The 24,373-nt window shown below is 67.0% G+C and carries 22 protein-coding genes and 3 pseudogenes; 19 read left to right on the top strand and 6 right to left on the bottom strand.

What is annotated here, in order from left to right:
- The first annotated feature begins 412 nt into the window (after nucleotides 1-412).
- Nucleotides 413-1,009: a DUF8020 domain-containing protein gene (locus RHCRD62_RS09780; RefSeq protein ID WP_253277256.1), complete on the top strand. Its 597-nt coding sequence runs from the start codon at nucleotides 413-415 to the stop codon at nucleotides 1,007-1,009.
- 45 nt (nucleotides 1,010-1,054) lie between these two features.
- Here the strand turns inward: RHCRD62_RS09780 and RHCRD62_RS09775 are convergent, their stop codons facing one another.
- The gene (locus RHCRD62_RS09775) at nucleotides 1,055-2,080 is read right to left on the bottom strand and encodes a tyrosine-type recombinase/integrase (protein ID WP_050064589.1); all 1,026 of its coding nucleotides are present in this window, start codon (nucleotides 2,078-2,080) and stop codon (nucleotides 1,055-1,057) included.
- Nucleotides 2,081-2,775: 695 nt separating this feature from the next.
- Between RHCRD62_RS09775 and RHCRD62_RS09770 the strand changes: the two genes are divergently transcribed.
- Nucleotides 2,776-3,390 (top strand): sugar O-acetyltransferase, encoded by a 615-nt coding sequence (locus RHCRD62_RS09770; RefSeq protein WP_050064448.1) that lies wholly within the window; start codon nucleotides 2,776-2,778, stop codon nucleotides 3,388-3,390.
- On the opposite strand, the gene RHCRD62_RS09765 is transcribed toward RHCRD62_RS09770, so the two are convergent.
- Nucleotides 3,360-4,421: an IS110 family RNA-guided transposase gene (locus RHCRD62_RS09765; RefSeq protein WP_050064447.1), complete on the bottom strand. Its 1,062-nt coding sequence runs from the start codon at nucleotides 4,419-4,421 to the stop codon at nucleotides 3,360-3,362. The two genes, RHCRD62_RS09770 and RHCRD62_RS09765, sit on opposite strands and share 31 nt — an antisense overlap.
- A gap of 532 nt (nucleotides 4,422-4,953) precedes the next feature.
- On the opposite strand from RHCRD62_RS09765, the gene mraY reads away from it, so the two are divergent.
- Nucleotides 4,954-6,027, top strand: a complete 1,074-nt coding sequence (mraY, locus tag RHCRD62_RS09760; RefSeq protein ID WP_050064588.1) for a phospho-N-acetylmuramoyl-pentapeptide-transferase — start codon at nucleotides 4,954-4,956, stop codon at nucleotides 6,025-6,027.
- Between the two features lie 127 nt (nucleotides 6,028-6,154).
- Nucleotides 6,155-6,328 (top strand): annotated as a pseudogene (locus RHCRD62_RS26385) (arabinosyltransferase C-terminal domain-containing protein); the annotation flags it as partial.
- 225 nt (nucleotides 6,329-6,553) lie between these two features.
- Here the strand turns inward: RHCRD62_RS26385 and RHCRD62_RS25780 are convergent.
- The gene (locus tag RHCRD62_RS25780) at nucleotides 6,554-6,934 is read right to left on the bottom strand and encodes a hypothetical protein (protein ID WP_157050856.1); all 381 of its coding nucleotides are present in this window, start codon (nucleotides 6,932-6,934) and stop codon (nucleotides 6,554-6,556) included.
- Nucleotides 6,935-7,200: 266 nt separating this feature from the next.
- Between RHCRD62_RS25780 and RHCRD62_RS26380 the strand changes: the two are divergent.
- The 5 genes and pseudogenes from RHCRD62_RS26380 to RHCRD62_RS09730 form a co-directional block, all read left to right on the top strand.
- Nucleotides 7,201-7,499 (top strand): annotated as a pseudogene (locus RHCRD62_RS26380) (proline dehydrogenase family protein); the annotation flags it as partial.
- 162 nt (nucleotides 7,500-7,661) lie between these two features.
- Entirely contained in the window at nucleotides 7,662-8,816 is a 1,155-nt protein-coding gene (locus RHCRD62_RS09740) for a 3-ketosteroid-9-alpha-monooxygenase, oxygenase component (protein ID WP_050064443.1), read from the top strand.
- Nucleotides 8,816-9,043: a hypothetical protein gene (locus RHCRD62_RS09735; protein WP_050064442.1), complete on the top strand. Its 228-nt coding sequence runs from the start codon at nucleotides 8,816-8,818 to the stop codon at nucleotides 9,041-9,043. Before RHCRD62_RS09740 ends, RHCRD62_RS09735 begins: the two co-directional genes overlap by 1 nt.
- Nucleotides 9,044-9,195: 152 nt before the next feature.
- Nucleotides 9,196-9,363, top strand: a pseudogene (locus RHCRD62_RS26375) (acyl-CoA synthetase); the annotation flags it as partial.
- A gap of 339 nt (nucleotides 9,364-9,702) precedes the next feature.
- Nucleotides 9,703-10,218: a hypothetical protein gene (locus RHCRD62_RS09730; protein ID WP_050064441.1), complete on the top strand. Its 516-nt coding sequence runs from the start codon at nucleotides 9,703-9,705 to the stop codon at nucleotides 10,216-10,218.
- A gap of 162 nt (nucleotides 10,219-10,380) precedes the next feature.
- Here the strand turns inward: RHCRD62_RS09730 and RHCRD62_RS09725 are convergent, their stop codons facing one another.
- From RHCRD62_RS09725 to RHCRD62_RS26170, 3 genes are read right to left on the bottom strand one after another with little or no spacing between them, the layout of a single operon-like run.
- A complete protein-coding gene (locus tag RHCRD62_RS09725) occupies nucleotides 10,381-11,025 on the bottom strand; it encodes an RES family NAD+ phosphorylase (RefSeq protein WP_050064440.1) in 645 nt (214 codons plus the stop codon).
- Between the two features lie 2 nt (nucleotides 11,026-11,027).
- Nucleotides 11,028-11,624 (bottom strand): hypothetical protein, encoded by a 597-nt coding sequence (locus RHCRD62_RS09720; RefSeq protein ID WP_050064587.1) that lies wholly within the window; start codon nucleotides 11,622-11,624, stop codon nucleotides 11,028-11,030.
- A gap of 38 nt (nucleotides 11,625-11,662) precedes the next feature.
- The gene (locus RHCRD62_RS26170; protein ID WP_084734163.1) at nucleotides 11,663-12,928 is read right to left on the bottom strand and encodes a methyltransferase domain-containing protein; all 1,266 of its coding nucleotides are present in this window, start codon (nucleotides 12,926-12,928) and stop codon (nucleotides 11,663-11,665) included.
- A gap of 524 nt (nucleotides 12,929-13,452) precedes the next feature.
- Here RHCRD62_RS26170 and RHCRD62_RS09710 point away from each other — a divergent pair.
- The 10 genes from RHCRD62_RS09710 to RHCRD62_RS09665 all read left to right on the top strand — a co-directional run bounded on the left by RHCRD62_RS09710 (nucleotide 13,453) and on the right by RHCRD62_RS09665 (nucleotide 24,363).
- Nucleotides 13,453-14,373 (top strand): hypothetical protein, encoded by a 921-nt coding sequence (locus RHCRD62_RS09710; RefSeq protein WP_157050855.1) that lies wholly within the window; start codon nucleotides 13,453-13,455, stop codon nucleotides 14,371-14,373.
- A 97-nt stretch (nucleotides 14,374-14,470) separates the two neighbouring features.
- A complete protein-coding gene (locus RHCRD62_RS09705) occupies nucleotides 14,471-15,535 on the top strand; it encodes a hypothetical protein (protein WP_050064585.1) in 1,065 nt (354 codons plus the stop codon).
- 278 nt (nucleotides 15,536-15,813) lie between these two features.
- Nucleotides 15,814-16,806, top strand: coding sequence for an Acg family FMN-binding oxidoreductase (locus RHCRD62_RS09700; RefSeq protein ID WP_084734162.1), 993 nt, complete (start codon nucleotides 15,814-15,816; stop codon nucleotides 16,804-16,806).
- 269 nt (nucleotides 16,807-17,075) lie between these two features.
- Nucleotides 17,076-17,993 (top strand): slipin family protein, encoded by a 918-nt coding sequence (locus RHCRD62_RS09695; protein WP_084734161.1) that lies wholly within the window; start codon nucleotides 17,076-17,078, stop codon nucleotides 17,991-17,993.
- The gene (locus RHCRD62_RS09690; RefSeq protein ID WP_050064438.1) at nucleotides 17,990-18,253 is read left to right on the top strand and encodes a DUF1876 domain-containing protein; all 264 of its coding nucleotides are present in this window, start codon (nucleotides 17,990-17,992) and stop codon (nucleotides 18,251-18,253) included. The genes RHCRD62_RS09695 and RHCRD62_RS09690 overlap by 4 nt, the downstream gene beginning before the upstream one ends.
- 40 nt (nucleotides 18,254-18,293) lie before the next feature.
- Nucleotides 18,294-18,530 carry an SHOCT domain-containing protein gene (locus RHCRD62_RS09685; RefSeq protein ID WP_253277255.1) on the top strand — a complete coding sequence of 79 codons (237 nt, stop codon included), beginning with the start codon at nucleotides 18,294-18,296 and terminating at the stop codon, nucleotides 18,528-18,530.
- Nucleotides 18,531-18,539: 9 nt separating this feature from the next.
- On the top strand, nucleotides 18,540-19,457 hold the full coding sequence (locus tag RHCRD62_RS09680) for a universal stress protein (protein WP_050064436.1): 918 nt from the start codon (nucleotides 18,540-18,542) through the stop codon (nucleotides 19,455-19,457).
- 14 nt (nucleotides 19,458-19,471) lie between these two features.
- Nucleotides 19,472-20,875, top strand: a complete 1,404-nt coding sequence (locus RHCRD62_RS09675) for a wax ester/triacylglycerol synthase family O-acyltransferase (protein ID WP_050064435.1) — start codon at nucleotides 19,472-19,474, stop codon at nucleotides 20,873-20,875.
- Nucleotides 20,876-20,920: 45 nt separating this feature from the next.
- A complete protein-coding gene (locus tag RHCRD62_RS09670) occupies nucleotides 20,921-21,607 on the top strand; it encodes an HAD family hydrolase (RefSeq protein WP_050064434.1) in 687 nt (228 codons plus the stop codon).
- On the top strand, nucleotides 21,604-24,363 hold the full coding sequence (locus RHCRD62_RS09665) for a cation-translocating P-type ATPase (RefSeq protein WP_253277254.1): 2,760 nt from the start codon (nucleotides 21,604-21,606) through the stop codon (nucleotides 24,361-24,363). Before RHCRD62_RS09670 ends, RHCRD62_RS09665 begins: the two co-directional genes overlap by 4 nt.
- Nucleotides 24,364-24,373: the final 10 nt, after the last annotated feature.

Below are 24,373 nucleotides of genomic sequence, written 5' to 3'. Positions count from 1 at the left end.
TGAAGCACTGACGAGTGAGTTGGCGATGAATTAACCCGTTCTCCTGGCTGTGCTGCAGAGGCAGAGGCTGCAGGACGGCGGTGCCGAACGGTTGAGCACCTCGCAATGAGGCACTCGGAGTCACATTCGATCGTGAGGGAGGCTCCCGCGGTGCTCCGAGCTCGGCGCCGGCGCCTGTCTCGCGGCGATCGGGACACTGAGCAACGGCCCGGCGGCAAAACGTACGTCAGGAGCATCAGCCGAGGTCACAAGCCCAAAAGGGGCAGACGCGAGGCCGTTTGGCCTCTATTCTAGGTGTGTTCCTGACAGCCTACGAACGGTTTCGTCGGCTGTCTTCCCGCCAATCGGTGTTCGAATCGCCGAGTCCGTGGGTCCCCGTGGTCTCGGTGTCGCTCGAGTTGGGAGCCCCACCATGAAACTTCAGAAGGCCACGGTCCTGTCCGTGGCCGTGGTTGCGACATTGTGTGTAGGTACCGGCACCTCCTATGCCTCTACCCCCACACCAAGCGATGCCGGGGTCGGCTACACGACCTCGATCCTTCCGGACGGTCGCTCGGTGGCGACCGTTCTCGACTCCGGGATGTTCAGGCCCACGGCGGGCGGTACGGCCGTCGACGTCCTCGACGACGCTGGGACGCCGCTGACATCGGTCCCGCTCGCCTACGCAGTAGGTGACGCGCTCGTTCCCATATCCGCCACAGTGGGAGAGGGTGGGCGTGAACTGATCCTGACGCCCCAGGCGCCACCCGTCGGCGTCCAGCCTGCGTACAGCCAGGCCGCCTACGAGACCATGATCGCCGAGATCGAAAAGGGCTGGCTGAACGGCGGACAGTTGCAGGCCAACACCGGCGCCGCGATCGGCCTCGTCGTCGGCTGCGTGCTGTTCCTGTTCGTCGGCTGCCCGCTCGGCGCGGCGATCGGCGGCACGATCGGTGCGGTCACCGGCGTCGTGAACGCGAATCCGGCCGTGCAGCCTGCGGTGTTCGCGTTCCTCGCCACGCTGCCGTGACACATCGCTGACCAGGGGCGACACATCCCTGACCAGGGGTGCCGCTCAGGACGGTGAACGCCCGGCGGAACGGCTCACGAGGCCGTACGCCGGGTTCAGCGCCGCCGCGCCGCGAACCTCGGTACCCGCCCCCGACGTGTACCGCTGGGTGGTCGTCATCGACTCGTGGCCGAGCATCCGCATCAAGGTGTAGACGCTCACGTTCTGATCCGCCATCGCTGTCGCGAAGGTGTGTCGAAGCTGGTGTACCAGAGCGCCTTTCGCTCGATCGCCGTTGATGCCTGCTCTCCGGTAGGCGCGCTCGACGCGATACTGCAGCGTGCCCCGGGTGATACGCGCCCCGTCCCCACCGACGAACATCGGGTCGGTGGGGGCGAAGCGCTGCCATGGATCCGTCGCCGCGCGCCTGCGCGTCGTCGCCGGAAAGCGCCGTGCGCGACTGTCCAGATAGTCGCCGAGCACATCGACGACGACCGGTTCGACGGTCACCACCCGCTGCTTGTTGCCCTTGCCGTGGACGTGGATCACCTTCGCGTTCGCGGCGCTGTCGCCGGCGGAATCACGGAGGTCTCCCAGGTCGATCGCGATGAGTTCCGCCGACCGCAGTCCCGTCAGCAAGCCGGTGAGGATCAGCGCCAGGTCGCGCTGCGGCCACGCGCGCGCGCCGTCGTCGGGTGCCTGCAGGGTGGTCACGAGGCGTTCGACGGAATCGGCGTGGAACGCCTTGGGTACGGTCCTGGGTGCCTTGGGTCGCAACACCGACGACATGGGATTCGCCACGATCGCATCGGCGGCGAACAGGAAGTCGCACAGCATGTTCCACGTCGACCAGCACCGCCGAATGGACGCCGGCTGGCGGGTGTCCGCGTACTCGGCGAACGCGGTGCGCATGCGTCCCTTGTCGATGACGGCGGGAGTGAGGCGGTCGGGTCGAACACCCGCGGTCCGAGCCAGGGTCTCGGCCACGATGCGATAGTCCTGCCGGTAGGCGCGCAGCGTGTTCGGTGACGGCTTGGCGGTGCTCCGGTACACGAGGAACTCCTCGAACCAGTCGTCCAGATGTTCGGCCACGTGTTCGATTGTGCCGGAGGTGGCCGACACGGCCGCGCCGGAGGGTTCCTGTGTGTGCTGTCAACCCCAGGATCGTTCGAACACGGGCCGCATGATCTCGGTTCGGGCCGACGAAGGAAGCGTCGACCCGCACCGTTTCGTGCATTCGGCTACTAGACGAAGGCATGGCGCGAGCGGAACCAAGCCAGCGCCGAGACAGTCATGACGACGAGTCCCGTTAGTGCCAAGAGGTTGGCTGGCCAGTCGATCAGGAACGCCGAGGCCTCATGCCCATCCGAGTACACCAGTCGACAGTTTGCAGTCACGACAGGTGACCAGGCTCGCGTGAAATCCGTGGAGTAACCGTAGGCGGTCCAACCGAACTCGGGCCACGGAGGAAACCGGTGGCCGGAACAGAGGGCGTGCGGCGAAGTCACGAGGAAGGCCGCGGCACAGACGGCCAGCCCGACTGCAAGTCCGAGCACTGCTACGGGTCGACGCATCGGTTGAAGGTAGCCGATGCCCGGGCGGTAGCTGAGGGTTCCTCTGTATTCGTCAAGAGGACCGATCGTTCGAACACTGCCAACCTGGGCGCTTCGCACACTTGGTGCGGGCCGATGGGGCGCATGCCCGGGGAAGCACCGGCCCGCACCATCCTCTCGATAGGCCAAGATTGTGGCGTGTCACGCATTGGTTCGGTCTGCCACAATCGGCCTGTGGGAGAACAAGCGGACCGCCTTGCACGTGGTGAGTGGTACCTCGACGACGAGGAGCTTCGGCAGCATCGTCTGGACTGTTGGCGACAGCTCGATTGCTTCAACGGCGCAGCGGCTGACGACGCAACCACGCGGGCGCAGGTTCTCACCAAGTTGCTCGGCGAGTTCGGCGACGGAGCCTTCGTGATGCCGCGATTCCAATGCAGCTACGGATACAACATCCGGCTCGGAGCGAATGCCTTCGTCAACGCCAATGCGTTCTTCATGGACGACGCGACGATCACGATCGGTGCGCACGTCAGGATCGGTCCCGGTGCTCAGTTGATGACGGCGCTGCATCCTGTCGACGACCATCGCCGGCGCCGTGAGGGGTGGGAACGAGCCGCTCCGATCGCCATCGGCGAGAACACCTGGCTCGGTGCCTCAGTCACTATCGGCGCTGGGGTCTCGATCGGCCGCAACGTAGTCATCGGCGCCGGGAGCGTGGTTCTACGCGATATACCTGACCACGTCGTCGCCGCGGGATCACCGGCAGCGGTGATCCGGAGTACTCCTGAAGAGGTGGATTCTAGGCACGCTGACGCTTATGCCACGGGTACCTCCTCCAGAGATTGACGTCCGATGTAGCGGTCGTGGTCGGCGCACATTGTGCGCCACAGGAGTCTGGCGATCTGGCGTTTGAGGCAGCGTTGCGCCTCGCGAGCAGTCTTCCCTTCGGATAGTTTTCGCTGGTAGTAGACGTATCCGATGTTTCCAGGGCGGCGGGCTTGAGCGACGGCGATGACGTGGATGGCGGCGTTAAGCTGGCGGTCGCCCGAGCGCGAGAGTCGATGTCGGTTCTTGTCGGCACTGGAGATCTCGATCGGTGCGGTGCCGGTATACATCGCGAAGGCCGACTCGCCGCTGAACCGGAACGGGTTGCCGGTTCGGGCGAGGATGCGGCCGGCCATGATCGGGCCGACGCCGTGGATGTCGGTCAGCGTGGATTCACAGGACTCGAGGACCGCCTCGATGCGTTCGGCGAGGTCGTCGATCTGAAATCGGAGTCTGCGCAGGTCGCCGACCACTTCGAGGGCGAGTGTCTTGCGCATCGCGTCGGCGTCCGTGGCGGGCTGGAAGCGCCTCAGTTCGAGTGCGGCGTCCTCGGTGTCGAACTTCGTTTCGATGCCGCCGGGGAGCAGCTCCCGCAGGACGGCATGGAGTTGGTTGACCAGCCGGCCGTTCTGGACGACCAGGTCGCGGCGGCGCTCGTCGATCAGGCGCAGCACGTCAGTGTGATCCTCCGGAGCGACAGGCCGGAAGTCGCCCTGCATGAAGGCCACGCACGCCGCGGCGGCGGCGTCGATGCGGTCGTTCTTGCGTCGACCGCCGCGGGAGAGCTCCCGCACCCGGGCGGTCGCGGTCGGCGGGATGTCCACGACCGATTCACTGCTGGCCAGGAGCCATTGGGTCAGGTGATGCCCGAGACCTGCGGCGTTCTCGACTGCCCACTGCCGCTGTGGCCACTGCTGAGCCCAGTCGAGAAGCCGCTGATAGTCCTCGATGGTGGAGCGGATTCGGATCGACCCCAGATCCGTGTTGGTTCCGGGGTCGACGGCGGTCGCGGTGTGGGTGGATTTGTGTGGGTCGATGCCGATCACGATCACCGAACGGTTCTCCTTCAGTGCAGGTGAATGGTGGTATCCGTGGTCGGCATTCCGACTTTCAGCACCTCGAAGGGTGGCGTTCCTCTGTTGGGCCAGACCGCGGACGGTGACCACAGGGAGGACAGAACCCTCTCAGAGCCAACCTCCCGGCCGGTGAGGTGGCAGGAAGCCGCCGAGTCATCCCTGTGGTCGCCTACGGAACGCTACGAAACCCGTCGGTTCGAACGCGGCCCCGCACCGCTATATAAGTCGGAAGCCGTCAGCTTGTGCGAGCATTCCACCGTTGCCGACGTCGATCTGCCGACGTGTCGTGAAAAGTGGCGATACGCGGCGCTGATCGGTGGGCTCCGCGTCGTGTTCGCACGGGCGGTGTCGCGTGGGCCGCTATCGTGTCCGCCGGGGGACAGCCCACACGAAGCAGCGGAAACACGCTGGGGTGGGGGCCGGCGCTCCCAACGACCTGTTGGCCTTGTCCTCCTGCGCTCGGTCGAGCTACGACGACAACGCAGGGCTGGCACCGTTCGGGGGAAAATTGAGGCAGATCCTTTTTGCGTCCGGCATTGCACTGGCGGTGTCGATCCTGCTGACACCGCTTCTGATCAAAGCATTCTCGCGGCAGGGGTTCGGCCAGGAGATCAGAGTCGAGGGGCCGGCGAGTCATCAGTCCAAGCGTGGAACTCCCACGATGGGTGGCATCGCGATCCTGCTCGGACTGTGGGCCGGATATCTCGGATCACACCTGATCGGCCTCGGCTACGACGCCGACGGTCCATCCGCCTCAGGACTGTTGGTACTCGGGCTCACAACAGCTCTCGCCGGCGTCGGGTTCCTGGACGATTACATCAAGCTTCGGAAGCAACGCAACCTCGGCCTGAAGGCAACGGGAAAGTACATCGGCCAGATTTCTGCGGCCGTGATCTTCGCGGTTCTCGCCCTGAACTTTCGCGGCGGTAGTGGTCTGACACCCGGCAGCACCAACCTGTCCATCGTCCGCGACACCACACTGTCGATGGGCGCGATCGTATTCGTCCTGTTCACCTGCGCAGTGGTGGTCTCGTGGTCGAATGCGGTGAACCTGACCGACGGGCTGGACGGTCTCGCCGCCGGATCGATGGGACTGGCGCTCGGCAGCTACGTGCTCATCACATTCTGGCAGTACCGCAACGCATGTGAGACCGCTCCCGAAGTGGGCTGCTACGACGTGCGCGACCCGCTCGACCTGGCACTCGTGTGCGCGGCTGGTGTCGGTGCCTGCATCGGATTTCTGTGGTGGAACGCAGCTCCCGCGAAGATTTTCATGGGCGACACCGGTTCGCTCGCGCTGGGAGGCCTCTTCGCGGGCCTGTCCATCACGACGCGGACGGAACTGCTCGCCGTGGGAATCGGGGCGTTGTTCGTCGCGGAGGCGGCATCGGTCCTGATCCAGGTCGCCGTCTTCCGATCCTCCCGACGCCGGGTCTTCCGGATGGCCCCGATGCACCACCATTTCGAACTCGGCGGCTGGCCCGAAACGGTCGTGATCATCAGGTTCTGGCTGGTTGCCGCAATCGCATCGGCAGTCGGCCTCGGACTGTTCTACAGCGAGTATCTAGCCGCGGTGGGATGACAAGAACAGCAACTGTCGTCGGCTCTCGACACGATCGAGGATGATTCGGGTTTGGGTCTTTCGGTGTCTGGACAGGCTCGCTTGCCGTGATCGACATGAAGACGGCGGCCGGACCGCCGGTACCCACCCGTGTCAGCACCAGCTGCTGCACGCCGACGGTGTCGCGGAAGTTCCCGAATGCCGGATCTCGCCGGATCGTCCGCTGGCGGTGATGACCGGTCTCTGGCAGGACCACTACGGCGGCGGTCCGCTCGGGTGGACGCAGCTGCTGCTCGGCGCCCGAACGATCCCGTCGTACCTCGCACACGACTGACAGGCGGGCGGTCGGCCAGGGTCCTCTGCGGGCGCCCTCACGGCCGGCAAATGGTCCATAGGGACACCGAAACCCGAAGTCACTCACCACAACGACAGAGGTCGCCCCGCATCCTCCGCCGCGCGGATGCGGGCGTCTATGGCGGCCGCATCGACGGCGTGGGCCCTGGACACGGCGCGGGCACACCGCCGGCTGATCGGACGGAGCCCGCGATCACGACTGTTTCTGCGCTCCGCCGCGGCAGTGACGTTGCCGCACGAGGGATCTGCCCGAGCGCTGCTCGAACGGGTGCTGCCGCAGGTCGACGCAGGGGTGCTCCCGCGGTGGGTGGGGGAGCGGGTGCGCGCGGACGTTGACGCTGCGTTTGGTGCGGACGTCGTTGACGAGGGTCGACGGATCTGGCGGCAGGTGCTCGCGTTGCGCGACAACGACGATGACCTGTTGCTGTCCTTGGCCGACCGGTGGTGCCGACTGTTGCCGGCGCAGGACCCCCACGATGTCGACGGGCGCGGTGACGGCGGCAGCGATGGGGCAGTGGTGCTGGATCCGAGCGGTGAACCCGCCCGCACCTGGTCCTTCGTCACCACGTCGCACCCGAGCTGGTCGACGGTCGTGCCGTGCAAGTCAGCGAGACCCTTCGCGATCGCGGTGAAGTCCTGCCGGAGCGCCTTCACAGTGTGCGCAGACGGCTTCGCGGTGCTGCGATGCACCAGGAACTCCTCGAACCGCGAGGCGAGCAGATCATCGTCCATGGCTCCGATTCTGCCCGGCGCAGCCACGTTTACTGCGCTCCCACCCGGTGTCGACCGCCCCTGTCGTGCTGCCTGGAACCTGCGTTTGCTGGAAGCCGCAGCACCGCGGTGGACGCCTCCAACCTGCGCTGCCTGCGGGTGCTGATGGAGGGCAACGGTTACCCGATGGTGGCCTCCCACGACCCGGCGATGATCGCGGTGGCGGGCTCGATGGCGGCGGGGTCGGGCGGAATACTGCGGATATCGAAGACCAGATGCTCCACGGGATCAGGGACGGCGAACAGCTCCGCCTGGCCGGGCTCGGCGCCCAAATGCGGGTCTGTCTGCCGTACGGCGGCCAGTGGTACGGCTACTTCATGTGCAGGCTCGCGGAGCGGCCCGCGAACCTCGGATTCTTCCTGCGCTCCTCCCTCGAGAGGGACTGCAGTCCGGCAGTGACCCGGTGGAAGCAGAATGGCCCGGTGGGTGGGAACAGTCCTAGAGAACACGTTCTAGTACAAGGAGATTGAGAAGCAGCTGTGACCGGCATCACCGCGGCCCAGCCCTGCCGCTGAACGAGGAGACGCTTTATGACCAACGTGGACACCGAGATTTCGGACGAGGTTCGCATCATCGACCAGGGCACGCCGCCCGCCCGCTTCGCACGTGGCTGGCACTGCCTCGGGCTGGTGGAGGAGTTCCGCGACGGAAAACCGCACTCCATCGAGGCTTTCGGGACCAAGCTCGTCGTGTTCGCCGACAGCAACGGTGACATCAAGATCCTCGACGCCTACTGCCGGCACATGGGCGGTGACCTGAGCCAGGGCACCGTCAAGGGTGACTCGATCGCGTGCCCGTTCCACGACTGGCGCTGGGGCGGCAACGGCAAGTGCACGAACATCCCCTACGCCCGCCGGGTGCCACCGCTCGCGCGCACCCGCGCGTGGCAGACGATGGAGAAGGACGAGCTGCTCTTCGTCTGGCACGACCCGGAGGGCAACCCGCCCCCGCCGGAGGTCGCCATCCCGGATTTCCGCGACCCCGAGGCCGAGTGGACCGAGTGGACGTGGAAGACCCTCGAGATCGACACCAACTGCCGCGAGATCATCGACAACGTGGTGGACATGGCGCACTTCTACTACGTGCACTACGGCATGCCGACCTACTTCAAGAACATCTTCGAGGGTCACATCGCCATCCAGGAGCAGTCGGGTGAGAGCCGCGAGGATGTCGTCGAGTGGGACGACCCCGACGTCCCGAAGCTGCTCGGCAACCGGTCGGTCGCCGCGTACTACGGGCCCTCGTTCATGACCGACGACCTGGTCTACGTGTACGACAAGTACGAGGTCGAGTCGATGTTGATCAACTGCCACTACCCGGTCAGCCCCGACAAGTTCGTGCTCATGTACGGCATCGCGGTCAAGAAGACCGAGCAGGTGCCCGCGGGCATCGCCGACCAGCTGGTCGAGGCGATGGTCGGCTACATCGGCATGGGATTCGAGCAGGACGTCGAGATCTGGAAGAACAAGACCCGCATCGAGAACCCGCTGCTGTGCAGCGAGGACGGCCCGGTCTACCAGCTACGCCGCTGGTACGAGCAGTTCTACGTCGACGTCGCGGACATCACCCCGGACATGGTGGACCGCTTCGAGTTCGAGCTCGACACCACCAAGCCGGTCGAGGCGTGGAAGAAGGAGGTCGAGGGGAACCTCGCCCGCAAGGCCGAGGCGGAGGCGTCGGCCTGATGCAGCCGGTCGACTGCGAGCGCTGCGGCAATCGCGTCCTCGTCGAGAAGAACAGCTGGCAGCACACGTCGGTGCAGTGGAACACCGATCACCCGGAGGCCATCTGCGAGGAGTTCCAGCAGGATCCGACGCTGACGCTGCGCGGCGCCCACGTCGGAAGGTGTTCGGCGCTGCGCGAATCGATCCACAAGGCCGTCCTGGACGGGCGGATCACCGTCCCGGATTGACCCGCACCGCCGGGTCCGGCGCATCGAGCGCCGGGTCCGGCGGCCTGGATCAGATCCGTCGCCACGGGTGTACCCGATCAACTTGATTCCATGGTTGCGGCTCGGGCACCGTTGTGTTGCCCTTTGCCGAACCCGCGGTGTGAGACGCTGGGCTGGTACTGCTTCGATCACTAGACGCCCTCGCCGTCGCTCGCGGCGACGATCTCCCAGACGCCGTTCGGATCGGCGACACCACGCTCTCGCGCAGTGACCTCCTCGGCGCTGCCGGAGCACTCGCCAAGCGCATCTGCGGCGCCGTCCTCGCCACCCCGACCCCGACCCCGGCCCCGGTCATCGCCGTGATGCCGATGCCGGCGGCGACTGGGATCGGGACTGGGGCTCGCTGGAGCAGTTCGTGCCGATCGACCGCACTGCCGGACCGGCGCAGATCCGTACCCCGATCCGGACTCTGGACCCCGGGGCCGATCAGCATCACGTCCTGATAGGAAGAATCACTCCAGCCGTGTTGTGGTGCTGAGCGAGTCCGGCTCGGCACCACCAGACGACCGGCTGACCAGACGGGTGGTCGCTGGGGGAGGGGATCTCGTCGACTCGACAGTCGACCGACCCCTGTGTTGACGATCGTCAACACCGAAGACGGTCGACGCTAGGGTTGCGGCGTGGAGTCGAACTCGCGCCCGTTCCGGTACTCGTTCGTCACGTCGGTCCTGCCGATTCGCGTCGAGGACCGCGTCCGGGGCGAACTCGGTGCGGAGGTCGCGGATCACGGTCCGCTGCACGTGGTTACGGCGACCGCACACGCCATCCGCGGCTACGCCGCGGGGGTTGACCTGGTTGCGAGCCTGAGCGCAGTCGGTGTCGATGTCGAGCGCACCCAGCCGGATCTGGTGAACCGCAGACTGATTGCCGAGCGCGCAGGGTGCACGCGGCAGGCGGTGGCCCTGTGGGTCAATGGGCAACGCCACCAGGATGATCCGTTCCCGTCGCCGTTCAACCTGACGCTGGGGCAGCTGTGGCTGTGGGGCGAGGTGCAGTCGTGGCTACTGCGGCGGGGGATCGAACTCGACGACATCGCGGCGATTCCGACGATGCGGGATCACATGCGGGTCGACTCGCACATCGCTCACAATCGCGTCGAGTACCGAGAGGCCGCAGCCCGCGCCAGAGCGCTCTGACCTGGCTTTTCACGGAAACAGCGTGACCGCGCTCCCATCAATAATGTCATAAGGCAGCTTATCGGCAATTGGGGGTCAACCCGACTCGCCACCCGAACGACACAAGCCGCCCTGACGGGCGACCCGCCGTTTCGCGATCGGATGACGTACCGCGCGGCCGACCTATGGTCCCAGCGCAGCGTTGTGCGGTGTGAGGAGTGCACCGAGGAGGTAGTGACCGTCGCTCGAGTCGAGCGGAACGACACCGCTTACGGGGGTGAGACCCGGGTGTGTTCGAGTGGTGGGAGCGCCGACTAGTGCCCACGACAGGGTGTTCTCGTCGTGACGCGGACGGAACTGGATGCCGTCGACGCCGGGGTTGGCGGCGAGGATCGCTGCGGCCCACAGTCGGGTGTGCAGGTAGCCGGACTGGTCGCACTTGGTCAACCACACGTCGGCGTTGATGCGGGCCGCGCCGGTGCCGGTGAGGTCGACGACACGTAGGGCCCGCATCGTGCGAAGTTCGCTGAGGACGCGGCCGGCGATCTGGACACGGGGGATCAGTCGAGGGGACTGGTTGACAGGCAGGTTGCGGCACAGGGTTTCGGCCACGGCGGCGGCGGGACTGTCGCCGACATACGTGTACGAGTAGGTGCCGTCGAGGCTGTCGAAGCGCCCGCCCCTGCGCGCCCGAGGGCTCGGTGTCGGGTTGAGGTCGGCAGCGCCTCGAGTGGCACTGTGTATGCGCCACAGCGATGTTCCGGCCGGAACGGTCACGACCAGGGCTGCGGGCAGGGGAGAGGGCGGATCCGGGTGATGTGCCGCCACTCTCAGTCCTGCGTGAGGTCGTCCGCCATGTCGCGGAGTTCCTCGTCCATGTCGCCCGCGAGCGCGAGTTCTGCGGGGGAGCGTGGGTCGTCGGCGAAGGCGGTGGGAGAGAGCCACCACGAGGCGACGCCCCACGGGTCGTCCTTCGCTCCGAGGCGTCGGTTGAGTTCGCGGACGATGGGGCGGACCTCCTGACGGGAGGCGTCGAACTGGAATGCGGGGTAGAGCTTCTGTCCCGAGGCGGGCAGTGCGATCACGGTGCCCGATGCGGTGAGGCGACTGGCGGTGTTCCTGCTCGTGGCTGCCTTGCCGAGGACGCGACTGACCGCAGTCGAGTCGAGCATGTCGTGCTGGTCGACGATCGCGCCGAGCGCGGACGCGACGATGCGGGTGCGGGCCACGGCCGCAGCGGCCGGGTTCGCCACGGCGTGTTCCTGTGCCAGCGCGAGGGTGGGGCTCATGGCGAGCAGTGCCGTCACGTCGTCGCGTACCGGACGCAGGGTCGGGCGGCGCGAGAACTCCTCGGCGAGCAGGGCGACGAGGTCCTGGTCGGATAGTGCATGGATCGAGTCGCGGGCGGAATCTCGGTTGGTGAGCACGGCAACCACCTCCTGTGGTGCCGCAAGTGTACCGCGTGTCATTCGTGTCGGACCAGGGGTGCCACGATCCCGAGCTTCATGGTGACGGGCCAGGTGACGCGCCGCGTCGCCGCCGGGTTGCCCCAGTCTGCAGCGAGGTCGGTGGCGAAGGCGTGCAGGATTTCCGGTTTGCCTGCGTTCTCGACTTGCCGAACGGCCGACCATGTCGAGATGTAGCCCAGAACCTGGCTCAGCGTCCAGTTCTCGGTGATCTCCATTGGCGGCGCCGGGTACTGCTCGAACGGGAAGTCGATGTCCGCGTATCCGCTGTCGACGAGTGCGCGTTCCGGCGGCCAGTAGGGGTCGATCTCCTGGTGGTAGAAGCGGTCGAACCGGTCTGCGAGGTCGGATTCGAGTCGCATGACGCCGTAGCTGACCAGTGCCAGCACGGCATTGTCGACGGCGATGCGGCGGACCTCGGAGTAGAAGGCGGGCCGGTCGAACCAATGCGCGGCCTGGGCCGCGGTGATCAACGAGGCGCTGTGGTCGGGCACGGGAAGCTTCTCGGCCGGCGCCTGTACGTACCGAACCCGCTCCTGCGGCCGCGTGTTCTCGAGCTGCTGGGCGCTGGGGTCGAGGCCGATCGTCTCGTCGAAGTACGGAGCGAGCCTGCTCGTCAGCTGCCCGGATCCGCAGCCCACGTCGACGGCGAGGTCGGCGGACGGTGCCAGCGAGGCCAGGAACATCGCCAGCCGCTCCGGGTAGACCGGCCGAAACTGTGCGTACGCCTGACCTACTCGGTCGAACCAGTTCGTCGAGGCCGTGCTCTCGGACGTCGCCGTTGCCGCGTCCCGTTCGATCCTGTCCTGGAGTGCCTGACGGATCCGGTCGGCGAAGTTCCTGCTTTCGAGTGCTGCCGCGGTGTCGGAGAGGATGCGCCGCAGCGGGTGGTGAATCTCCTGCTCGAGCCCTGCAATCGCGTCGAAGGTGACCTCCCAGTGAGGAGTGAGCTGATCGACGAGGTCGCTGCCCTTGTCGGTCAGGCTCAGTCCGCTCTGGCGGCCGTCCGGCAGTTTCGTCCGTTGGATCAGTCCGTCGGTGACCATCAGTCCGACCGTCTGGCTGATCGCCCCCTGAGTGAGGTGCAGCCGGGTGGTGATGTCGGTGACGGTCGCGGCTCCGTCGGCTATCGCCCGCAGCACTGGCGTGTAGCGGGCGCGGTACGACAGCCCGAGCGAGGCGTACACCTCTTCGGCGCCTCGGTCGACGAGTTCGCCGACGTATCGAAGGAGTTCGCCGAGTCCGGGGGAGGGCGGTGCCAGCATGAACCGAGATTACATTAGCGCTAATGCACATGCGTGGGTGGGCGCAGGGGGAGACGCGGTGTAAGGTCGCTCTCTTCGTCTTCGGGCGGAGTCAGCGGGAGCGATGGGCGATGATCGAACCAACTCCGGTGCGCAGGATGTTGCGCCCTCGGTATGTGTTCTTCGCAAATGACACCCTGTGGGTGGTCGACGAAAGTCAGCCGGTTGCGGCGTTGGTCGATCCACGCACAGGCGAGCTCGGGGGCCTGGTCTCGTGGGCGGATCTACCCCCGGCGCCTCCGGGTTCCGGGCAACCCGAGATCGTGGCCGATGCCACCGGACTGTGGGTGCAGAACCATCGGGACGGGCCATTGGTGCATGTCGGCGCCGAAGGAATCGACCGTGTGGAATACGCCGAAGGCGGTCGCCTGCTCTGCGCAGGGCCGGCCGGGGCGTGGTGTCTGCCGCAGGTCCGACGTCGCCGGGACGTCGCTTCCGCAGTTGACTGTCCTCCGCGGCCAGTGCTGTCACGGCCGACATTTCTGGTGGCGACCCCGGCCGGCGGCATGAGCCGCGTCGAGGTCGATGCTGCGGCGATCGTGTCGGTCGAGTTCGACGAAGCGTCACTGTTCGTCGGTGTGGAACACGAACCCTGGACGCGGGAGCCGGTCCATGCCGAATCACCGGGCTCACGCACCGGTTTCGAGCTGCACTACCAGTCGTCGGTGCTGCAGGTCCCTCTGAACGCCGCGATTCCTCGGAGGATCGGGCCCGCGACCCATCCCTGCCTGATGCGTCGGTCGGTCGAGTGCACCGGCGAATACGCCGACCAGTCGTACAACGAGGCGCACCGGCGCAAGCGGGCCTTTGACGGAGAGTTGCGTTGGTACTGGGGCGTGGATCGTCGCGCTGGTGGCCGGACGGCCGTCAGGGTCTACGACGACGGGGGATCGTCGGAGCCGGTGACGGCGTTCGAGCTACCTGGGGTGAGGGTGGCGCACGGGGCAGCGGGAGCAGGACGATTGTGGCTCGTCGCCACACCAGAACCTTTCGCGGAATCGGGCAGAACGGTGCTCGCCGCGGACCTGAGCGGCGAGGTCCGATCCTTGCCGACCAGCGGGGTGGACATCACCGATCGATGCTGGCCGGTGGGGCTGGAGCCGCTCGATCATGACGCGTACGTGCGGTACTGCCTGCGGGGCCTCGATGGAGTTCGCTTCTCGGACGAGGTCGACGAGGTGACTGCCGCCTACGTCGGGCGGTGGCCCCACGGACGGATCCACGTGCGGTTCCGGCACTGCGATTACCCGAACGTGATGCTGGTGGCGCGGTTGAACCTCTACGACGAACAGGGCATCCGGCTCGAACGCTTCCTGGGGTACGTCCGACCCGAGTTGATGGAGCAGGCCGGTACGCGTGCCTACCCGCCGGTCTCGGAGGCCGTCGACGGCGTGCTGTACGTCTGAGTGACCGGCCGTGACCGTATGGGAGGCGGCACCAGCCGTGTGCTCCTTGGCTTTTCGATGAGACCGACTTTTCGATCCGACAGCGATGGAGGTAGTGATGACTGAATGGGTGCAGGTGCTGGTGGCCATGGCGGACGGACCTCAGCAGCCCGTCAGTGGTGTGATCGTTCCATACCGCAACTCCGACGAACCGTTCCACTACTACATGGCGAACCACGGGGAGGAGCCTGTCTTCCTGCCGGTGCGGCGCGAGGGTGTACGACTCTTTCGGTGGGGGCGACGATCTCGGATCGAATCGCTCGACGGGCAGGTGCTGTTCGTCAGCGACGGAGTAGACGCCTGGGATTTCACCTCCGACGCGGATACTCCGCGCCGCACCGATCTACGGCAGGTGCACAGTCCCGGTGCGGGGCGATCTCTGGTGATCACCCCACCTGTCGGGCACTGGGTCGGTGACCGTCATGCGCGGCCCCTGGGGCCGGTGACCGATATCGAGTTTCTCGGGAGGCGCTGCTGGGCGGTGGATCTGGCGCCAGGCGAGAGCCGCAACATGCCGAAGCCCTCGTTGCGGCTGGTCGTCGACGCCGACACGGGAACGGTGCTGGCGCAGCACTCCGGCGACGGTGTCGCCGGCGCCGAGTACACCGACCTCGAACTGGGGAAGTGCGACGATCCGGACCTGTTCGTCTGGAACGGCCCGGTGGTCACGGACGACGAGTCCCGTGTCCGGGCCGGCCGCGGTGGTCCACCGGCCTCTCACTGGAAGGCATCCATGCAGTGGTTTCGCGAGGAGGTGACCGCCGAACCCATCCGGGTGCCGGTGTTGACGGACCTCACCCCACGGCTCGTAGATCGAACCGACAGACCGGAAGGCGCGTTCGCGGCGCCGCTCGGGCGGGATGCCGGCTGGCTCACCCGACGGCCACGATCGGTCGAGCCGTGGGCGAACAAGACTCATGGCCACCAGATTGCCTGGTCCACGGAACGATTCGACTGGGCCTGCCAGATCCACGGTGGCACTCTCGACGACAGGGGAGTCGCCTCACTGCAGCAGCAGTTGCATCCGAGGGAACGGGTGGCCGGTGCGCCCGAACTCGTCTTCGGTGTTCGGGGGGCCGTGAGGGTTGATCACGCGATGAACACACCGCGCGCACCATCCTGAGCAAAGCGGACTCATCTGCGTGCTGGGCGCCCTGATCCTGGCAGGGCTGACCCGCCAGAGGTTCGGCGCCGGGTGCCAATGGTCAGTTTCTGGTAGGTATTGAGGTAGGTCCGATTCGGGGCTGGGTCCAATGCTCACCCTCGCTCGGGCAGTACACGCACGAAGATCTGGTCGTATTCAGGACCAGGTAGCGCGATCTCGGTCGCCCTGCTGTGGCAGGCGGCATCGGCGCCAGCAGCCCACTGGCATTGCGTCTACCGACATGGACGAGGCCATCGATGACGATCGAACAAGTCCCTGACCCGGCAACTGTGCGTGCAGTCTTCAACCGTGCGACGCGTGCGCCGTCGCTGCACAACAGTCAGCCCTGGCACTGGTATTGGGACGGATCCGCGGCCGAACTGAGGGTGGATTCCACGAGGTTGCTGCCTGCCACCGATACGTTCAACCGGGAGGGAATCCTCGGTTGCGGGGTGGTGTTGCATCACTCCGAAGTCGCGTGGGCCGCAGCAGGGTGGGACATCCGGACTTCACGCTTCCCCGAGCCGACAGCGCGAACACACGTCGCCTCGGTGCAGCCGGTGTCGCCACATGCGCTCAGAGAACCCGAACAACTGATGGGCGCGGCGATCGACCGGCGATACAGCGACCGGATGCCGATGAACCCACCGCCCGAATGGGTGACGACGCCGACGGTATTGGAGTTCCTCGGGCACAGATCCCACACAAGCGTCACCTTTCTGGATGACACTGGCGTCGGCGAGTTGCAGCGGATCTCGGAGCTGACGATGCGATTGCGACGCTACGACCCGCAGTACGGTAGCGAGCTGAACTGGTGGAGCACCGGATTGGATCAGGATGGCGCCGGAGTCCCCGCGTCGGCTCGTCCCTCTGCCGACGACCGTGGTCGTGTTCCGCTCGACAGGGAGTTCCCCGCCGGGACAGCGGAGTCCCCAGATCCCGACGTAGACGACGCGGCCCGGATCGCGGTGTTGTCGACCGATGATGATGCGGCCCCTACTTTGCTCGACTGCGGGTACGCACTGTCGGCCGTGCTGCTCGAATGCACCATGCAGGGCCTGTCGACCTGCACCGTGTCACACGTAGTGGAGCTACCGTCGCCGCGGGCGATGCTGGCCGAGCTCGTCGGCCGCCGGTATCCGCAAGTACTGGTGCGGATCGGCACCGCATGCTCGCCCCCGCCGCCGCGGACTCCGCGCCGTGCGATTGACAGCGTCCTGGAAGTACGCGTGGGCCGACGCCAGGGGTAGGAGCCGCGGCGGCCGTAGCGGAAGCGCTCGACGTCGAAGGCAGGGGATTCCTGAGGTGACTTCTGCACCGGTGGCCTTCTGATGTGCCGTGAGAGGCCGACTTGGGTGAAGGGCACTGGTAGTCGGCCACCACGCAACGACGTCCCTGTCTGTCAGCAATCCCGGACGAGTGCCGAAGTCGTCCCGGGTTGTGACATTGGGCCCTGCCGCCTGCCGGCGTTGACCGGTTCACTGGAAGTCGGAATTGTCTCGCGAGAGGTCGGGGTCCGGTGAATGCTGTCATCGCCGCCATCGTTGTCGCTGTCGCCGTTGCGCTGCTCCTGGCAGCGTCGATCCGGGTGGTGAAGCAGTATGAGAAGGGCGTGCACTTTCGGCTCGGCAGAATCATTGCCGTCCACGAGCCTGGCCTGCGGTTGATCATTCCTATCGTCGACACGCTCACGAAGGTGTCGATGCGGATCGTCACGATGCCGATTCAGTCCCAGGGCATCATCACTCGCGACAACGTCAGCGTGGACGTGGCCGCAGTGGCGTACTTCCGGGTCGTCGACGCGGAACGGTCGGTTGTCGCAATCGAGGACGTCGACGCCGCCATCGATCAGATCGCGCAGACCACGCTGCGCAACGTCGTAGGGCAGCACTCACTCGACGAGGTCCTCGCTCAGACCGCGGTTGTCAACACGAGCATCCGAGAGATCCTCGACACCACGACACTCGAGTGGGGCGTCGCGGTCACCCTCGTCGAGTTGAAGGATATCCAGCTGCCCGAGACCATGAAGCGGGCGATGGCCCGGGAGGCCGAGGCCGAACGGGAGAAGCGGGCGAAGATCATTGCTGCGGAGGGGGAAGCCAACGCCGCCGCGGCACTAGGTGAGGCTGCGGACACGATGATGGCCCACCCCATCGCCCTGCAGCTGCGCAACCTGCAGACGCTGCTCGAACTGGGAGTCGAGAAGAACACGACGGTGGTGTTCCCGGCGCCGCTGATGAGCGCCATCAGCGAAATCACGGCGTTTCTCTCTCGCGAATCGGCCTCCGGTGGGCAGCCGGCGGATGCGAAATCCAACGGCACGACCGTTGACGGTGGTTCGACGCCGCGATCGTCGGGCGAGACCGTGCCCGCTGCACTCACTCCACCGGGCAACGCGCTGAAGACAGGCCATCACGAGGAGAGGAGCATGTCATGACGGACAAGAGCTGGACGATCGAGGTGGCCATCGATGAACACGACCGCCGGACGCGGGCGAAGGCATCCTTGACGATCGGTGGCGAAACGCTCGTCGGCATCGGGCTCGCCAGGCGGGATCCGGCCGATCCGCAGGTGCCCGTGATCGGCGACGAGCTCGCGACAGCGCGGGCACTGAGAGATTTGGCGTATCGCCTGATCGTGATGACTTCCGCCGACATCGAGAACGCCACCCACGAGACTGTTCTGCTCACCCGGTGAGGGCGGAGGCGCGTCGATGATGTTCTGGTACGGAAACGCCATGAGCGGATGGGGGTACATGCTCATGATGGTCGCGGTGGTCGTGTTCTGGGTTGCGATCGCCGTCGTGGTGATCGCCCTGGTTCGGGGGCTGGCCCACACACCCGAGCTGCCCAGCCCTCACGTCGACACACCGGAGCAGGTGCTGGCGCACCGGCTCGCCCGCGGCGAGATCGACGACGACGAGTACCAGCGCAAGCTCCATCTCCTGCAAGGCCATGACCACCGTGTCGAATGAGGGTGCGGCGTGAGGGCCGCCGAATCGGACACCCCGGTCGTGGTGGGCATCGATGGGTCCGTCCCCTCCTATGCGGCGGTCAGTTGGGCGGCACGTGAGGCCAAACTGCACCATTGCCCTCTGCGGTTGGTCTCCGCGCTCGGCGCAGTCTCACCACACGGCGACCTCCGATTGCCGCCGCGCTACTTCGCGGACCGGGACCGCGCGGTCCACGACCATCTCGCCGTGGCAGCGGCCATTGCCCACACCACCGACACGTCGGCGACCGTCACCGAGATCACCACCGACGTTCTCGAGGGAGCGGAGCGGCCGGCCCTGATCGAAGAGTCCAAGTCCGCCCGGATGGTCGTGGTCGGCAGCCGCGGACTGGGACACGTGAGTGCCGTGCTGGCGGGCTCGGTGGCCGTTGCACTCGCCGCCCATGCCCACAGCCCCGTCGTCGTCATTCATGGGCAGACGGGTCAGACCTCTGGTGTCGGGAACGTTGTCGTCGGGGTGGACGGCACCGAGAACGGCGTGCCTGCGCTGGAGGCGGCGTTCACGGAGGCGGCGTTGCGCGGGACCGGAGTTGTCGCGGTCCACACGTGGTCGCAGTTCGCCGTGTCGTCGGCATACTGCGGCGAACTGGACATGGAGTGGGACGAGGTCGACGCAGCTGAGCGGGCGGTTCTCGCGGAGGCCCTCGCCGGGTGGTCCGAGCGGTACCCCGAGGTTCCCGTGACGAGGGCCGTCGTCCGGGGGAACGCGGCAGGGACACTTCGGGATCGAGCGGTCGGCGCGGAACTCCTGGTGGTCGGTACCCGTGGTCGAGGTGGGTTCGAGGGCATGGTGCTGGGCTCGATCAGTGCGACGCTGCTGCACAGCGCACAGTGTCCGATCATGATCGTCCGGTCCGGCAGACCAGCCGACGCCGGACGCGGACAGTGATGAGGTGAGGCACCGTGGCGTCGTTACGGCCGCTGGACGCATGCTTCCTCGAGGTCGAGGAGGCCGACGACACCGCGAACCTGGCAATCGCGGCCGTCGCGATACTCGAAGGTCCGGCACCGACGCGTTCGGAGTTCGCCGCCGCAGTGGGTGGCCGTCTCGGGGAGGTTCCGCGGGCGCAACAGGTTGTCCATCGGGTGCCGTTGGATCTGGGGCTACCGAAATGGGTTGCGGCAGAAGGGTTCGACATCGACCGTCAGGTGCGGAGGGTCGCGCTGCCGCATCCCGGTGACGACGCGGAACTGTGCAGGCAGATCGCCGACATCATGGCGGTGCGGCTGGATCGGGACCGGCCGCTGTGGGAGTGCTGGGTCGTGGAAGGGTTGGCGGACGGCCGGTGGGCACTGCTGATGAAGCTTCACCACAGCATGGCCGACGGAATCTCAGGCACGCGACTGTTCGAGGCGCTGTGCGATCCGGTGGTGCGTCCCGACTCCGACACATCGACCGACCCTGTAGTGCGCGGTGAAAGTGCCACGAGGACAAAAGCATCGGGTCCCGTTGGGCTGGCTTCGGGGTTCGTCGGCGCACTGGGCTCGCCGCGCCGGACCGTCGCGCGCCTCGTCGGCCTGGCCGCCGGTTCCATAGTCCTCGCCGGGCGGGTGCTGGTCCCGTCGGTGTCGTCGTCGTTCAACGGCCCACTGACCCGGAATCGACGGTACGGCTTCGCCCGGGCATCGTTGCCGGATGCCTTGATGATCTGTGACGTCTTCGGGGTGACTCTCAACGACGTTGCGCTTGCCGCCGTCAGCGGAGCTGTCCGGCGGCAACTGATCCGGCGTGGGGAGGTACCCGGGCCACACACGATTCGATCGCTGGTGCCGGTGTCCTACCGTGCCGGTGGCACTGCGGGGGCCGCTCTGGACAACGAGATCTCGCTGATGCTCCCGTACCTGCCGGTCGAGGTCGAGGGTCCGGTCGAGCGGCTCCGCGTCGTGCATTCGCGGATGCAGGCAGCCAAGTCCGACGGGGAGTCGGGGGCCGGGCAGATGGTGTCGGATCTGGCGCAGTGGGTGCCGTTCGCTCCGCTCGCGTGGGCCGTGCGGCTGATGCTTCGGGTGCCGCAGCACAGCGTGGCACTGGTGACCACCGACGTTCCGGGGCCACGAGTTCCGCTGACCCTGCTCGGCCGGAGGGTCGTCGAACTGCTGCCCTACGTCCCGATCGCGGTCCGGCTTCGGCTCGGCGTCGCAGTCATGAGCTACGACCAGCAGCTGGCCTTCGGTGTCACCGGGGACTACGACGGCGTCCCCGATCTGGACGAACTGTGCAGGGGCATCGAATCCGACCTCGGTGAACTGTATCGGGCCGCGCGGCGTGGGAACGGCGTCGCATCGGGGACACAGCGGAGTACGTGAACGATGGGGAACGAACAACGCACGCGCGTTTCGGCGAGGAGACTCATGGATGCCACCGGCGCGGTCTGTCGTGACGGATTCCTCATTCGCCTCGACCCAGCGCAGCCGCCGTTCACCGACGAGGACTATCTGTCCTGGGTCAACGGGCGGAACCGTGCGGGCGGGATCCGCTCCTTCCTGGCGTCACGGGACATCATCGTCGAGGAGGATGCCGCGCCCGGTGCTCCGGGCGAGACTGTGGCGCGGCTGGCGGAGCGGAAAGACCGGCTGTTCCACGAACTGCTCGACGGGGAGGGCAGTCAGGTCATCGCACCGACCGTCGACCCGTTGCGTCGACTGCGTGGCGCCGGTGTGCTCGTCGCCGCCGTGAGCGCGAGCAGGAACGCCGCAGCAGTGCTGTCCCGTGCGGGACTGATCGACGACTTCGACGTGAGGGTCGACGGGGTCGACGCCCAGCGGTTCGGCCTGGCCGGCAAGCCCGACCCGGCGTTGTTCCTCGAGGCGGCCGGGCGTCTGCGGACCGACCCGGCCGAGATCGTCGTCACCGAAGACGCGGAGTCGGGCGCCGCCGCCGCTCACCGCGGTGGGTTCGGCCTTGTTGTCGGGATCGGCTCGGAGGCTCGTTCGGCATCTCTGAAGCGTCGAGGTGCGGACGTCGTCGTGACCGGTGTGGACGCGATGGAGTGGGCGATCCGTGAGGCGCCCGGGCACGATCGCGCGGCGACCCCGTGAGCCGGTCGGCAGCGGTGCCGCCACCCCCGGCGGTCGACGGAACGACTGCCGTTGACCCGCAGGAGGCTTTGGAGCGGCTGCTGCGCGACCTGCGGTCACGCCGGGAGGGTCTGTCCAGCCGGGACGCCGAGCGACGGCTGACCGTCGCCGGGACCAACGACCTGGTGCGCAAACGCGGGGATCCGTGGTGGCGGGAACTGCTCCGCCAATTGGTGCATCCCCTCGCACTGCTGTTGTGGTTGGCGGCGGCGCTCGCAGCGCTGTCCGGCTCGGGTCCACTCGCCGTCGCGATCGTCGCCGTCATCATCCTGAACGCGGGGTTCGCGTTCGTGCAGGAACGGCATGCCGAGCAGGCGGTCGAGGCGCTCTCGGCGTACCTGCCCGACCATGCGCGGGTGCTGCGCGACGGCGTGGAACGTCAGGTCGACGTCCGCGAACTGGTACCCGGTGACGTGGTCGTGATCACCGAAGGCGACCGGGTCTCGGCCGATGCACGGCTGCTGACCGGGACACTGGAAGTCGACACGTCGACCCTGACCGGGGAATCCGCGCCGGTCCCGGTCGCCGTCGATATCGGTGACAGTCACGTTCCGCTGATCCAGGCCAGGGACGTCGTCTTCAGCGGGACGACCTGCACCGCGGGTGACGCGACCGCGGTGGTGTTCGCCACCGGGATGCGGACCGAACTCGGACGGATAGCGGCGCTGTCCCAACGCGTTCGGCCGGAAGAGAGCCCGCTCGAGCGGCAGGTGAAGCGGGTCGCCCGGCTCATCGCCGTCGTAGCGGTCGGCATGGGGGTCGCGTTCATCCCGCTCGGCACCCTCGCGGCGGGGCTGTCCTTCGGGGACGCCGTCACCTTCGCGATCGGACTACTGGTCGCGAATGTGCCGGAAGGACTGTTGCCGACCATCACGCTCGCTCTCGCGGTCGGGGTTCGGGCGCTCGCGCGGCGGGGTGCGTTGGTCAAGCGGATCTCCGCCGTGGAGACGCTGGGATCGACAAGTGTCATCTGCACCGACAAGACCGGCACCCTGACCCTCAATCGCATGCGCGTGGTCGGTATCCGCACGGCTGATGGGGTCGTCGATCTGGCCGCGGTGGCCGAGGAGGCTACCGCGGCGCACAGGCTGGCGTGTGCCGCCGTGTTCTGCAGTAACGCCGAACTGGCCGCCGCTGCCGATCCGGAAGGGGAGAAGGGCGTCGAGGCCGGGGACCAGACCGAACTGGCGTTGTTGCGTGCTGCCGCGGCGCTGGGTGTCGAACCGCGGCAGGACCGCTCGAGCCGGATCGCGCAGTTCCACTTCGATCCGAACCTGCGGCGCATGTCCACGGTTGACGACACGCCCGAGGGCGTTCGTGTGCACACGAAGGGTGCGCCCGAGGAGATGGTTGCCCGCTGCACCCGGATCGCCGTCGGCCGCGACACCGATCGGGCACTGACGGAGGCGGACCGGGCCTGGATCAACGAGACGGTCACCGCCTGGGCACGGCAGGGGCGGCGCCTGCTCGTTCTCGCGGACCGCCGTGTCGACGCGGGCGCGGCGGCGGGGCTCACCCGTGACGAGGTCGAGCGGGACCTCGTCTTCCTCGGCGTCGCCGCACTGGTCGACCCGCCACGGCCCGAGATACCCGATGCGGTCAGGCGATGCCATACCGCGGGCATCCGGCTCGTCGTGGTCACGGGCGACCACGCGTTGACGGCGCAGGGCATCGCGGAAGGGGTGGGAATCGGTCGCGACGGCCTGCGCGTGGTGGGGAGCGACGAGATGGAACGGATGTCGGACCGCGACCTCGACGCGCTCCTCTCGGAACCGGGCGAACTGGTCTTCGCCCGGAGCTCGCCGGAGACGAAGCTCCGCATCACCGACGCGCTGCAGGCGCAGGGGAACATCGTGGCGATGACCGGTGACGGTGTCAACGACGCGCCCGCTCTACGCAGTGCCGACATCGGTGTCGCCATGGGGTTGTCGGGTACCGACGTCGCGCGGGAGGCGGCGACGATGGTGCTGACCGACGACAATTTCGCGACGATCGTCAAGGCTGTCGAGGCGGGGCGGCAGGTCTACGACAACGTGCAGAAGTTCATCGTCTACATCTTCGCGCATGCCACACCCGAGGTGGTGCCGTTCCTGATTTACGCGGTGACCGGTGGTGCCGTGCCACTGCCGCTGACGATCATGCAGATCCTCGCGATCGATCTGGGTACGGAGACGCTGCCTGCTCTCGCGCTGGGTAGGGAACCGGCGGAGCCGGGGCTGATGGAACGCGCTCCGCGACCCCGCAGCCAGTCGGTGATCGACGGGCCGATGCTGGTGCGGGCCTGGGGAGTTCTCGGTGGGGTGTCGGCGGTACTGGTGATGGTGTTGTTCCTCGTCACGCTGGTCGCCGGAGGCTGGTCGCTGGGTGCGGACGTCGGAGTCGGCCCGTTGCACCACACCTGGCAGCAGGCCACCACGATGACGTTTCTCGGCATCGTGGCATGCCAGATCGGTACCGCGACCGCCGCGCGGACCCGCCGCGCCTCGCTCGCGGAGACAGGCTTCGCCACGAATCCGCTGTTGCTGTGGGGCATCGCATTCGAGGTGTGTTTCGCCGCGCTCGTGGTGACGGTGCCGGTCCTGCAGCGGGTGTTCGGGACGGTCACCCCGCAGCCGTGGCAGGTTGTGGCGCTGGTGCCGTTGCCGTTCCTGGTGTGGGGCTGCGACGAGATGCTGCGGTGGAGGTCACGGCGCCGCGATGCCGTGGGAGGGTATTGAGAGCGATCGG

Origin of the sequence: Rhodococcus sp. RD6.2, assembly GCF_001040705.1 — a bacterium.
Taxonomy (GTDB): domain Bacteria; phylum Actinomycetota; class Actinomycetes; order Mycobacteriales; family Mycobacteriaceae; genus Rhodococcus_G.
The sequence above is the reverse complement of the archived record's forward strand: the minus strand, read 5'-3'. Positions and strand labels throughout refer to the sequence as shown.